Raw genomic sequence first — 11,968 nt, 5'->3', positions numbered from 1 at the left:
GGTTCCGCCTCATCCTCGGGCCGAGGTGCGGGCCGCCGGTGCGGCGGCGGCGACGGGACGTCCGGCACCGAAGAGCTCCCGTAGCGGCCCGGGCGGTCGGACCCGCCGCGTCCCGCAGGCGAGCGTCGACTCCAGCTGGAAGAAGCGTTTGAGGAAGGAGAAGGGCAGCCACAGCGGCAGCCAGGCCAGCAGGTGGGCGCGCCGGTAGTAGAAGATCGCCGCCACCCTGGGCAGCAGGGCGGGGAGCTGCGCGAGGACGAACACCGCGGCGAATCGGGCGATGTTGTGCTGCGGCTGGGGCTGCAGCACGCCGTAGACGAAGGCCAGGATCAGCACGAAGAAGTGCACCGGCGAGGTCAGCCGGGTGCCGGCGCTGCGCGGCAGCTCGAACCAGAAGCGGGTGCCGGGCGCGCCCTGCCCGAAGGGGGTGAACCGGCTGAAGTTCATCATGCCGCCCAGGCCCCAGCGGAACCGCTGCACCCGGAGCTGGCCGATGCTCGCCGGCACGTCCTCGTAGGAGATCGTCTGCGGGGCCACCACCGCACGCCAGCCCAGCCGCCCGAGGGCGCAGGTGAACTCGGCGTCCTCGCCGAACATGCCGTGCACGAAGCCGCCGAGCTCCACGGCGGCCTGCCGCCGGAAGGCGCAGAAGGTGCCGGGGATGCACGGAACGCCGTCGACCGTGCTCAGTGCGGAGAGGCAGAAGCCGTAGGTGAACAGCTGCTCCATGGCCCGCATCCGGTCGATCCAGGTCGAGTACGGCTCCTTGGGCAGCGGCAGGACGCCGAGGGTGCCCACCCGCGGATCGGCGAGGAAGTGCGGGATGGCCCCGGCGAAGGTGTCGCGGTCGAGCGCGCAGTCCGCGTCGACGCGGAACACGAAGTCGGCGGTGCAGCGGGCCAGGGCGAGGTTCAGCGCCTTGGCCTTGCCGCCGTGCCGGCCCTGGATCACCTCGCCGGTGGCGTGCTCGTAGGCGCCGACCACGGCCTCGGCGAGGGCGCGGGTGTCGTCGGTGGAGCCGTCGTCGCACAGGACCACGTGCACCGGCCCGCCGTAGCCTTCGGCCGCGCGGTCGATGGAGCGCAGCAGCCGCTCGATGCCGGCGGCCTCGTTGTAGGCGGGGATGATGACGTCGAGAGCGGGCCGCAGCGGGCCGGGCCTCGGGGTGCGGCCGCCGACGGCGCGGACGAGGGTGAGCAGCACGAAGGTGAGGTCGGTGACGGCCGAGCGCAGGCTCGCCAGGATCAGGAACACCGTCAGCGGGTGGCCGCCGACCTGGTCGATGAGGGCGAGTGCGATCGCGGTGACCAGGCCCAGCGAAGCGAGCAGGCACAGGGAGAGCACGAGGTTGTCGTGCCAGTCGCGGCCGCGTCGCCGTGAGGGCAGCGGGGTGACGGCGGGCAGGCTGTAGGTGGTGAAGGTGAGGCGGAAGATCAGCAGGTAGCCGAGGGTGGACTGGAGCGCCAGCGCGATCAGCGGCGCGGGCGCGAGCGGCATCCCGGTGGTCGCGCCCAGCAGCGCGGTGAAGCACTCCGCGAGCACGGACAGCGCGACGAACAGCGGCGCGTGCGCGAGGATCATCAGCCGTCGCCCCGCGCTGGCGGGCAGCGCGACGGCCATCGTGACCAGGTAGCCGACGACGGCGGCGGGCAGCAGCGGCGGCAGGGTGCGGGCGTAGACGAGGGCCTGGTGGGGGTCGCGGGCGGTGGCGGTGAGGGTGTCGGCGACCAGAGACTGGTAGGCCTGCATCAGCTGAGGGTGCCTCAGGGCGACGATGGCCGTGCTGACGGCCGCCGCGACGAGCAGGAAGGCGAGTGCGCGCGGCACCGAGGGCCGCCTGACGGAGGGCAGTTCGACGATCCGCCCGCTGCCGCGGTCGCTGTCGTCGAAACGGCGCGCCAGCGGCCAGCGGGTCACCAGCAGGAGGAGCAGCGCCTCCAGGACGAGCGCGGCCAGGGTGTCGCGACCGGCGGTGCTGGGCATCGGCCGGGGGCTCCTTTCGGTGCGGGTCCGGGGCCGGGGCCCGGACGGCGGGGCCTCAGCGGGTGGGCGTGGCCAGGCCGCGGGCGCGCAGCACGCGGCGTTCGAGCGGGGTGAAGACGAGCATGTTGACCACGATGCCGACGACGAGGATCAGGGCGATCGCGCAGAAGGCGAGGCGCATGTCGCCCGCGTCCTGGGCCTGCTTCAGCAGGCGGCCGAGTCCCGGGCCGAGGGCGGGTGAGACGGCGATGATCTCGGCGGCCATCAGCGAGCGCCAGGCGAAGGCCCAGCCCTGCTTGAGGCCCGCCACGTAGCCGGCCAGGGCCGCGGGCAGCAGCACGTGGCGGACGGAGGCGAGGCGCCGGGCGCCGAGGTTGCGGCCGACCAGCAGGAACAGCGGCGGCACCTGGTCGAGGCCGGAGACCAGCCCGAGCGCGATCGAGGGGATCGCTCCCAGCAGGACCACGCTGTAGAGGGCGGCCGGGGTGACGCCGAAGAACATGACCGCCGGGGGCACCCAGGCCACCGAGGGGAGGTTCTGCAGCCCTGCCAGGACCGGGCCGACGGCCAGGCGCAGCGGCCGCAACCGGCCGACCAGCAGTCCGAGGACCGTCCCGGCGGCGACGGACACGGCGAAGCCGAGGACGCCGCGCAGCACGCTCTGTCCCACGCTCGGCCACACCTGCCCGTGGTTGGCCGCGCCGACCAGACTCTCGCCGACCTCGACCGGGCTGGGCAGCACCCAGTCCGGCTCGATCCCGGCCGCCCACACCGCCTGCCAGACGGCCAGGACCAGGGCCAGCCCGAGCAGGGGCGGCAACCCGTGCTCGCGCAGCCGGACCGGGAGCCCGCGCTGGGCGCGGGGCCGGGCCTCCAGGGCGTCGAGGCCGGCCTCGACGAGGACGGTGTCAGGCGCGGCCATGGCGGCTGATCTCCTCGCGCAGACGTTCGGTGATCTTGGCTGCGAGCCCTGCGACTTCGGCGTCCTCGATCCGGCGCGGCTGCGGGACGGGCACGGTCCAGCGGCCCGCGATCCGGCCGGGCCGGGAGGAGAGCAGCACGACCTCGCGGCCCAGCCGGACGGCCTCGCGGACGTTGTGGGTGACGAAGACGACCGCGCACCCGGTCTGCTCCCACAGCCGGACGAGCTCCTCGTGGAGCACGTCGCGGGTGATCGCGTCGAGTGCGGCGAAGGGCTCGTCCATCAGCAGCACGCTGCTCTGCTGGGCCAGGGCCCGGGCCAGGGCGACGCGTTGGCGCATCCCGCCGGACAGCTCGTGCACGGGCCTGCTGTGGGCCCCGTCCAGGCGCACGAGCGTGAGCAGGCGCTCGGCCTCGGCGCGGCGTTCGGCGCGGCCGCGCAGGCCGCGCAGGCGCAGCGCGAGTTCGATGTTGCGCCCGGCGCTGAGCCAGGGGAAGAGGGCGGCCTCCTGGAACATCAGCGCCGCGTGGCCGCCCGCGACCTCCACCGTCCCGGTGCTGGGCTCGGCCAGGCCCGCGATCAGGTGCAGCAGGGTCGACTTGCCGCAGCCGGACGCGCCGATGAGGCAGGTGAAGCCGCCCGCGGGCACGGTCAGGTCGATCCCTTCCAGCACGGGCGTCTCGGCCGACCCGGGCCGGGCGAAGCTCTTGCCGAGCCCGGTCAGGCGCACGGCGTGCGGCTCGCTTCCCGGGTCGCGTCCGGGGTCGGACGGCGGGTCGGACAGCAGGTGGGGCGCGGGGGCCGGTGGGGTGGCCGGGAGGCCGGCTGCGGTCGGGGGCGGTGGGCTCATGGGCGGTCCTTCCGGGGCGGTCAGGGGGACGGAGTCGCGCTCGGGCCGCTCGCGACGTTGGTCGGCCGTGCGGCGAGGAGCTCGTCGAGGGGCTGCAGTGCGTAGATGCCGGTCACCGAGCCGTCCGCGCCGAAGCCGACGGCGGCGGCGTGGGCAGCCAGTGTCGGCAGCTCGCCCATGACGGGGTCGTGGCCCAGGGTCAGCTGGGCCCAGGCGCGGGTCAGTTCGGCCGATTGCAAGGTGGAGCCGGTCAGCTCGGTGAGGGCCTGCCCCGCATCGGTGCGGGCGGTCGCCGGGTGGGCGGCGATCCACGCCTCGGTGTCGAGCTGGGCGGCGAGCAGCGCGGTGACGGTCTGCGGGTGGGCGGTCAGGAACGAGGTGGCCACGACCAGGACGGTGGTGGCGAAACGGCCGCCCGGCCACAGCGACCGTTCGTCGACGAGCACGTGTCCGCCGCCTTCGACGACCAGGCGCGAGGCCCAGGGCTCGGGCACCCAGGCCCCGTCGATGCGTCCGGCGCGGAACTGCTCGAGTGTGGTGGCGTTGCTCTCGGGGACGACGGCGACGTCCCCGGAGCCGCTGGGGTCGGTGTGGTAGCCCTGTTGGGAGAGCCAGTAGCGCAGGGCCACGTCCTGGGTGTTGCCCAGCTGCGGGGTGGCGAGGGTCTTCCCGCGCAGTTGGGAGGGGCTGGTGAGGCCGGGGCGGACGACGAGCTCCGCTCCGCCGAGGGTGGCCCCGGCCACGATGCGCAGGGCCTGGCCGTGGCTGCGGACGTAGGCGTTGAGGGCGGAGGACGGGCCGACGTAGGCGGCGTCGAGGTGGCCGCCGAGCAGGGCGGTCATCTCGTCCGGTCCGGCCTGGAACACCTGGCTGGTCAGCCGCGTGCGCGCCAGGTCGCGGGCGTAGACGCCGTCGTGGACGCCGATCAGCGCGGTGGCGTGGGTGATGTCGGCGAGGTAGCCGAGCCGCAGTGTGCCCGCCGGTCCGGGGGCGGCCGCCGCTCCCGTCGCGCAGCCGGACGGGGCGGCGAGGAGCGGGAGCAGGAGGAGCGCCGGCAGGAGCCGCCGTAGTCGTCCGGACCGACGTCGGGGGCGGGCGGGCTGGTCCCGCCGGGCACCGGTCACGGCCGGCCTCCCGCGCGGAGGGCGCCGACCATCCCGGCTGTGAGCGTCGCGCCGTCGGCGGGGTCGACCAGCAGGAACGCGCCGGTGCGGCGGTTGTCCCGGTACTCGTCGAAGGCCACCGGCTCGGCGGTGGCCACCGTGACCTGTCCCAGGTCGTTGGCCTCCAGCGCGTCCGGTGCGGGGGCGGCGGCGAGGGTGGCGAGGTCGAGGCGCGCGTCGAGCGAGCGAACGACGGCGCGGACGACGGCGGTCTGCTGCCGCAGCAGGACGTGCTGGCCAGGGCGCAGCGGCCGCGCGTCCAGGTGGCAGACGGTGGCGGTGAACTCCCGGCCGACCTGCGGCGTGGCGGTGACCGGTGCGATCAGGTCGCCGCGGCCCACGTCGAGGTCGTCGGCCAGGCGCAGCGTCACCGACTGGTCGGTGACGGCCAGGTCGGCGTCGCGCCGGTCGAGCCGGTCGATGCCGGCGACGGTCGTGGTCCGCCCGGAGGGCAGGACGGCGACGCGGTCGCCGCGTCGCAGCACGCCGCCGGCCAGGCGTCCGGCGTAGCCCCGGTATCCGGCGTCCGGCCCCGACTCCGGCGCCCGCAGCACGTACTGGACAGGGAAGCGCGCGGGCAGCGCCTGCGGGTCCTCGTCGACCTCGACGGACTCCAGGTGTTCGAGCAGCGTGGGTCCGCTGTACCAGTCCATGGACGCCGACGGGTGCACGACGTTGTCGCCGTGCAGGGCGCTGACCGGAACGGCCAGGACGTCGGTGACGCCCAGGTCGGCGGCGTAGGCGGCGCATTCGAGGGCGACGGCGGCGAAGACCGGCTCGGCGTAGCCGACGAGGTCCATTTTGTTGACGGCGAGGACCAGGCGCGGGACCCGCAGCAGCGCGGCGACGGCGAGGTGACGCCGTGTCTGCTCGCGCACCCGGCCGCGGGCGTCGACGAGCACCACGGCGAGGTCGGCGGTCGACGCGCCGGTGACCATGTTGCGGGTGTACTGCACGTGGCCGGGCGTGTCGGCCAGGATGAACCGGCGTCTGGGGGTGGCGAAGTAGCGGTAGGCCACGTCGATGGTGATGCCCTGCTCGCGTTCGGCGCGCAGGCCGTCGGTGAGCAGCGCCAGGTCGGCCGCGCCGAGGCCGCGTTCGCGCGAGGCGCGGGCGACGGCGGCGAGTTGGTCGGCCAGCACCGCCTGGCAGTCGTGGAGCAGCCGGCCGACCAGGGTGGACTTGCCGTCGTCGACGGATCCTGCGGTGGCCAGCCGCAGCAGTGTGGCAGGGACGGTACGGCCGCCGGAGCCGGTGGCCGCCGACGGGCCGGGGAGGGGCGGACGGGCCATCAGAAGTACCCCTCCCGCTTGCGGTCCTCCATGGCGGCCTCGGAGAGCCGGTCGTCGGCGCGGCTGGCGCCGCGCTCGGTCATCCGGGAGCCGGCGATCTCCGCGATGACCTCCTCGGGGGTCGCGGCGGCGGACTCGACGGCGCCGGTGCAGGACATGTCGCCGACGGTGCGGTAGCGCACGGTGCGCCGCTCCGCCTTCTCCCCGTCCTTGGGCCCGCCCCAGGCCCCGGCGGTCAGCCACATGCCGCCGCGCCGGAACACCTCCCGCTCGTGGGCGTAGTAGATGGACGGCAGTTCGACCTGCTCGGCCGCGATGTACTGCCACACGTCCAGCTCGGTCCAGTTGGACAGCGGGAAGACCCGGAGGTGCTCGCCGGGGCGGTGGCGGCCGTTGTACAGGCCCCACAGCTCGGGGCGCTGGCGGCGCGGGTCCCAGGCGCCGAAGTCGTCGCGCAGCGAGAAGACCCGCTCCTTGGCGCGGGCCTTCTCCTCGTCGCGACGGCCGCCGCCGAACAGGGCGTCGAGGCCGCCCTTGGCGACGGCGTCGAGCAGCGGCACGGTCTGCAGCGGGTTGCGGGTGCCGTCGGCGCGTTCGGTCAGCCGTCCGTCGGCGAGGTACGCCTCGACGTGGGCGACGGTCAGCCGCAGGCCGTGTTCGGCGACGACGCGGTCGCGGAAGGCGAGCACCTCGGGGAAGTTGTGGCCGGTGTCCACGTGCAGCAGCCCGAACGGGAGCGGTGCGGGGTGGAACGCCTTGACGGCGACGTGCAGCATGACCATCGAGTCCTTGCCGCCGGAGAAGAGCAGCGCCGGGCGTTCGAACTGCGCGACGCTCTCGCGGATGATGTGGACGGCCTCGGACTCCAGGGCTTCGAGGTGGGACAGGCGTAAGCGAGGGTGCGGCGCGTCCGTGGCGGCGGCTCCCACGGGAGGGGATCCGGGGCCTTGCGCCTGCGCGCTGCCCGGCGGGGGCGCGGTCCGGGTGAGATCGCTCATCAGGTGGTCCTTCCCGGCTGCCGGCGCAGCCCGCATTCGGTCTTGGAGATGCCCGCCCAGCGGCCCGAGCGCGGGTCCGCCCCGGGCTGGGGACGCCTGGTGCAGGGGGCGCAGCCGACGGAGGTGTAGCCGTCGAGGAGCAGCGGGTTGACCAGCACCTGATGGCGGGTCACGTACGCGTCGACGTCCCTTTGGGTCCAGCGTGCGAGCGGCGCGATGGTGACGATGTCGCGGGCCCGGTCGTACTCGACCACGCGCAGGTCGGACCGGGTGGCGGCGTCCTCGCGACGCATGCCGACGATCCAGGCGCGGTAGGGGCGCAGGCCGCGTTCCAGCGGCTCGATCTTGCGCAGGGCGCAGCAGCGGTCCGGGTCGCGCTCGAACAGGTGCGGCCCGTAGGCCAGGGCCTGCTCGGCGACGGTCTGGTGCGGCGTCAGCGTGATGAGGTTGACGTCGTAGGTGGCGGCGACGGCGTCGCGGGTGCCGATGGTCTCGGCGAAGTGGTACCCGGTGTCCAGGAAGAGCACGTCGATGCCGGCCACGATGCTCTGGGCCAGGTGGACCAAGTGGGTGTCGGCCATCGAGGAGGCGACGGCCAGTCCGGGCCCGAAGGCGCGGTGGGCCCAGGAGATGACGTCGGCCGCGTCGGCGTGTTCCAGTCGTGCCGCGGCGGCGTTGGCGAAGGCGCGCAGGTTGGCGCCGTCGGACAGCGGGACGGTGAGCGAGAGCGGGTCGGAATTCTCTTCCGAGGCGGCACTTCGAGCCACGGTGACCCTCCTTTCCCTCCCCAATTGATACCGCCCGGGCGCGACGGAACGGCAATGTCACAGGCACCGTTCTTACTCAATCCTTTCTTTCGAGCCGGGCGGAATCGCGCCCTCTCGCGCTACACCGGATTTCCGTGTGTGGAATGTCGGCGCGGAAACTCGCAGGCCGGGCCGGAGGCTGGCACGGCAGCCGACGAGGAGTGACACTGCGTCACCGGTCGGCGAAAGGCCATCCGAGCTGGCATGACTCCTTATTGAGTGGTGACAGGATGACCAGCGGCTTCGAAAATGCTGTGTGCTGGACATGACACGGATCTTGTGCCACAGTCCGTACTGACCGGTACGAAGGGTCGCTCGCCACCCTGTCGCCCCGGGCGCCACACAGCAGCGCCCCCGCAGGGAGTCGCCTCGCGACGGCATTTCGCTCGGCCGCCTTCCTTTACGGCCGCTCGACCCGGACCCCCGCCCCGGTTTTTCTTCCATGATTTGAGTTCGCTTTCGATCCGAATTCCGTGGAGGTACCAGCTCATGCATGTCCTCATTCTCGGAGGAGACGGATTCTGCGGCTGGCCGACGGCCTTGCACCTGTCGGACCGCGGGCACGAGGTCACCGTCGTCGACAACCTCAGCCGCCGGGCCATCGACCTGGAGCTCGAGGTCGAGTCGCTCACCCCGATCCGGCCGATCGGCGAGCGGCTGCGCGTGTGGCAGCAGGTCTCCGGCCGCGAGATCGGCTTCGTCCGGCTCGACCTGGCCGCCGAGCCCGAGCGGCTGACCGCGCTGCTGCCGGCGCTGCGCCCCGACGCGATCGTCCACTTCGCCGAGCAGCGCGCGGCCCCGTACTCGATGCGGTCGACCACCAGCAAGCGCTACACGATCGACAACAACGTCCGGGCGACCCACAACCTGCTCTCCGCCCTGGTGCAGTCCGGCACCGACGCGGCCCTGGTCCACCTGGGCACCATGGGCGTCTACGGCTACGGGTGGTCGGGCTCGGCGCCCATCCCCGAGGGCTATCTGACCGTCAAGGTGCCCACCCCCGACGGCGACGTGGAGCGCGAGATCCTGCACCCCGCCAGCCCCGGCTCCGTCTACCACCTCACCAAGACGCTCGACCAGCTGATGTTCGCCTTCTACGCCGCCAACGACCGGGTGCGGATCACCGACCTGCACCAGGGCATCGTCTGGGGCACCCAGACCCCGCAGACCGCGCGCGACGAGCGGCTGGTCAACCGCTTCGACTACGACGGCGACTACGGCACCGTGCTGAACCGCTTCCTGATGCAGGCGGCGATCGGCCACCCGCTCACCGTCCACGGCAGCGGCGGCCAGACCCGCGCCTTCATCCACGTCCGCGACATGGTCCGCTGCATCGAGATCGCCCTGGAGAACCCGCCCGCGGCCGGCGACAGGCCCAAGGTCTTCAACCAGGTGACCGAGAGCCACCGGGTGCGCGACCTGGCCAAGCTCGTCGGCTCGCTGACCGGCGCGCCCGTCGCCCACCTCCCCAACCCGCGCCAGGAGGCCGACGAGAACGAACTCAACGTCCGCAACGACCAGTTCCTCGCCCTGGGCCTGGAGCCGACCACGCTGAACGAGGGCCTGCTGGAGGAGTGCCGCGAGATCGCCGGCCGCTACCGCCACCGGGTCGACCCCACCAAGATCATCGCGCGGTCGGTGTGGCGGGCGGGCATGGAGACGGCCGAGGACCTGCTGACCGAGCTGCCCGAGCGGGCCCCGTCATCCGCGGGACCGGCGTCCGAGAGGAGGTGACCGGGGCGATGCCCGGCAAGAAGTCCCGTCCCGTCCGGGGCATGAACGCGGCCCTCGCCGACGGGGAGGCGGGCGTGGGAGAGATCCTCCCCGCCCGCAGGCCCCGGTCGCTGTGGCAGCTGGGGGCGGCGGTCGGCGTCACCCTCGCGGTGGCCGCCGCCACCACCGCCACCTACCACGCCATCGCCTCCCGCCCGGTCAGCTTCAGCGGCGAGGTCACCCCCGCCCACACCTACTACCTCGACTTCGGCGCGACCGGGACCGTGCAGACCCTCCGGGTCCACCCCGGCGACCACGTGCGGGCCGGACAGGTGCTGGCCACGCAGCGCAGCGACGTCGCGGCTGCCAACCTCCAGGCCGCGCGGGCGGCCGTCGCCGCCGACACCGCCCTGATCGCCGCCGACCAGCATCCCGACACCACCCCCGACGAGGCGGCGCAGAACCAACTCGCCGTCGCCAAGGCCCAGTCGGAGGCCAGCAGCGCACAGGGCGCGCTCACCCTCGCGCAGACCGACGCCGCCGACCAGATCGCGGCCCAGACCACCGCCGTCTCCTCCGACCGGACCACCCTCGCCGACGACAGGGCCCGCTACGCACAGGACTGCGGCAGCCCCACCACCTCCCCGAGCCCCGGCGCTTCACCGACGGGCGGGCCAACCGCGGGTGCCTCCCCGTCGGCTTCCTCCAGCCGCGCCTCGACACGGGCCGACGCGGCAACCGGAGCGAGCGGGGCCGACGACCCGGTCCTGTGCCAGAACCTCGCCGCCCAGGTGGACCGGGACGCGGCCGCCCTGGCCCAGGCCGAGGCCCAGCTGAGTTCCGTCCGGTCCAGCACTCAGACCCAGGAGCAGAACGACCAGAGCGCCCTGGCCCAGGGGCAGTCCGTGCTCCAGGCGGCCCAGGCCCAGCTCGCCGCCCAGGGAAGCCCCCTCACCGCGGCGACCATCGCCCAGGCGCGCTCCCAACTCGCCACCGCCCAGGCCCAGCTGGCCGCGGACGAGCTCGCACTCCAGCAGACCACGATCCTCGCCCCCGCCGACGGCGTCGTCGCCGACATCGCCGGGGCGGTGGGTGACGTCGTCGGCCCCCAGGGCGTGCACGCCTACGCCGGGCCGGCCGCCCAGTCCGGCACCCTGGTCGACCAGCAGCCGGGCGTGCAGCTGTTCGTCCCCACCCCCGCGACCGGCGGCGGCTCCGCCTCCGCGGCGGAGAACCCGGGCTACTCCCCTCTGGTCACCGTCTACTCCGGCGCGCTGGAGGTGACAGCCCAGCTGCCCGAGTCCCAGATGGCCAGCGCCCATGTGGGCCAGCGGGCGAGCCTCTCGCTCTCCGCATCGGGAAGGACCCTCGCCGGCCGCATCAGCCAGATCCGGCTCGACCCGGCCCGGGTACCCGGCGCCACCTACTACGACGTCACCATCGCCGTCGACAACCCCCCGTCCGGCGTGCTCCCGGGCATGTCCGTCGACGTCACCCTGGAGTGACGCCCCACCGCCCCCGCCCGCCCCTTCCCACCCTGTGTCCCCCGACCCGTTGTCCGCCCGGCACGAGGAGGCTCGTTGAGCGACCATCCCCTGGCCCGCGTTCCGGCCACCCCCCAGCCCTGGCGCCCGGTCCCCGCCGCCGACCCCGTCGCAGGCCGCCCCGCCGGGCCTGCCGCCGGACCTGCCGACGCCACCGACGTGCTGGGCAGCTGCGCCCCGCTGCGCGAGCTCACCCGGCTGATCCTCGAAGCCGCCCTCGAGGTCGAACTCGACCACCACCTCGGCGCCGAGCGCTCGCGGAACCGGGACGACGTCAACTCCCACAACGGCCACCGGCCCAAGACCGTCCTGACGACGTTCGGGCCGGTCGAGGTGCTCATGCCGAGGGACCGCAACGGCAGCTTCTCCCCCGCCATCCTCCCCAAGTACCGCCGGGACCTCACCGGCCGGGAGCCGCTGCTGCTCTCACTCGCCGCCCGCGGGCTGCCTCGCGCCGAATTCGAGGCCAGGCTCGCGGAGTTGTACGGCGACAGCCCGCCGACGGCGCCGCTCGCACGCGTGGCCGACCGCATCGCCAGACGCCTGGGCCTGTGGCAGCGCCGCCTGCTCGCACCCCGCTACCTCGTGCTCTTCGCCGACACCGCCGCGGTGCCGGACAGCCGCGGGCTCGTCGACCTTGCCCTCGCCGTGGCAGCCGACGGCAAGCGCGAGCTGCTGGCCCTGTGGTGGGCCGGCG

10 protein-coding genes are annotated in these 11,968 nt (G+C 74.0%); 3 read left to right on the top strand and 7 right to left on the bottom strand.

The window, feature by feature from the left end:
* Positions 1 to 9: 9 nt before the first annotated feature.
* Genes TR49_RS15840 through TR49_RS15810 form a run of 7 tightly spaced genes read right to left on the bottom strand, consistent with a single transcriptional unit; the run spans position 10 to position 7,918 of the window.
* Positions 10 to 1,983, bottom strand: a complete 1,974-nt coding sequence (locus tag TR49_RS15840; RefSeq protein WP_042382182.1) for a glycosyltransferase family 2 protein — start codon at positions 1,981 to 1,983, stop codon at positions 10 to 12.
* A 55-nt stretch (positions 1,984 to 2,038) separates the two neighbouring features.
* Positions 2,039 to 2,905, bottom strand: coding sequence for an ABC transporter permease (locus TR49_RS15835; RefSeq protein WP_042382179.1), 867 nt, complete (start codon positions 2,903 to 2,905; stop codon positions 2,039 to 2,041).
* Complete coding sequence (locus TR49_RS15830) at positions 2,892 to 3,755, bottom strand: ABC transporter ATP-binding protein (protein ID WP_084724936.1); 864 nt, start codon at positions 3,753 to 3,755, stop codon at positions 2,892 to 2,894. Before TR49_RS15830 ends, TR49_RS15835 begins: the two co-directional genes overlap by 14 nt.
* A 20-nt stretch (positions 3,756 to 3,775) precedes the next feature.
* A complete protein-coding gene (locus tag TR49_RS15825) occupies positions 3,776 to 4,879 on the bottom strand; it encodes an ABC transporter substrate-binding protein (protein WP_052434332.1) in 1,104 nt (367 codons plus the stop codon).
* Positions 4,876 to 6,210: a sulfate adenylyltransferase subunit 1 gene (locus tag TR49_RS15820; protein ID WP_084724935.1), complete on the bottom strand. Its 1,335-nt coding sequence runs from the start codon at positions 6,208 to 6,210 to the stop codon at positions 4,876 to 4,878. Before TR49_RS15820 ends, TR49_RS15825 begins: the two co-directional genes overlap by 4 nt.
* Positions 6,210 to 7,208 (bottom strand): sulfate adenylyltransferase subunit CysD, encoded by a 999-nt coding sequence (gene cysD, locus TR49_RS15815; RefSeq protein ID WP_084724934.1) that lies wholly within the window; start codon positions 7,206 to 7,208, stop codon positions 6,210 to 6,212. Before cysD ends, TR49_RS15820 begins: the two co-directional genes overlap by 1 nt.
* Positions 7,208 to 7,918 (bottom strand): phosphoadenylyl-sulfate reductase, encoded by a 711-nt coding sequence (locus TR49_RS15810; protein ID WP_042382352.1) that lies wholly within the window; start codon positions 7,916 to 7,918, stop codon positions 7,208 to 7,210. The genes cysD and TR49_RS15810 overlap by 1 nt, the downstream gene beginning before the upstream one ends.
* Positions 7,919 to 8,503: 585 nt before the next feature.
* On the opposite strand from TR49_RS15810, the gene TR49_RS15805 reads away from it, so the two are divergent.
* The 3 genes from TR49_RS15805 to TR49_RS15795 form a co-directional block, all read left to right on the top strand.
* Entirely contained in the window at positions 8,504 to 9,748 is a 1,245-nt protein-coding gene (locus tag TR49_RS15805) for an NAD-dependent epimerase/dehydratase family protein (protein ID WP_042382174.1), read from the top strand.
* Positions 9,749 to 9,756: 8 nt separating this feature from the next.
* On the top strand, positions 9,757 to 11,232 hold the full coding sequence (locus tag TR49_RS46405; RefSeq protein ID WP_042382171.1) for an HlyD family secretion protein: 1,476 nt from the start codon (positions 9,757 to 9,759) through the stop codon (positions 11,230 to 11,232).
* A 75-nt stretch (positions 11,233 to 11,307) separates the two neighbouring features.
* The coding region (locus TR49_RS15795; protein ID WP_174501581.1) for a transposase at positions 11,308 to 11,968 on the top strand (661 nt) is incomplete at its 3' end.

The organism is Streptacidiphilus melanogenes (assembly GCF_000787835.1).
Classification (GTDB): Bacteria; Actinomycetota; Actinomycetes; order Streptomycetales; family Streptomycetaceae; genus Streptacidiphilus; species Streptacidiphilus melanogenes.
Note: the sequence above shows the minus strand (reverse complement) of the source record. Positions and strands in the feature narration are given on the sequence as shown.

Coding starts and splice junctions, on each gene's coding strand:
- TR49_RS15830 (WP_084724936.1), bottom strand. CDS start 3,755: ATGAGCCCACCGCCCCCGACCGCAGCCGGCCTCCCGGCCACCCCACCG.
- TR49_RS15805 (WP_042382174.1), top strand. CDS start 8,504: ATGCATGTCCTCATTCTCGGAGGAGACGGATTCTGCGGCTGGCCGACG.
- cysD (WP_084724934.1), bottom strand. CDS start 7,208: ATGAGCGATCTCACCCGGACCGCGCCCCCGCCGGGCAGCGCGCAGGCG.
- TR49_RS46405 (WP_042382171.1), top strand. CDS start 9,757: ATGCCCGGCAAGAAGTCCCGTCCCGTCCGGGGCATGAACGCGGCCCTC.
- TR49_RS15820 (WP_084724935.1), bottom strand. CDS start 6,210: ATGGCCCGTCCGCCCCTCCCCGGCCCGTCGGCGGCCACCGGCTCCGGC.
- TR49_RS15835 (WP_042382179.1), bottom strand. CDS start 2,905: ATGGCCGCGCCTGACACCGTCCTCGTCGAGGCCGGCCTCGACGCCCTG.
- TR49_RS15840 (WP_042382182.1), bottom strand. CDS start 1,983: ATGCCCAGCACCGCCGGTCGCGACACCCTGGCCGCGCTCGTCCTGGAG.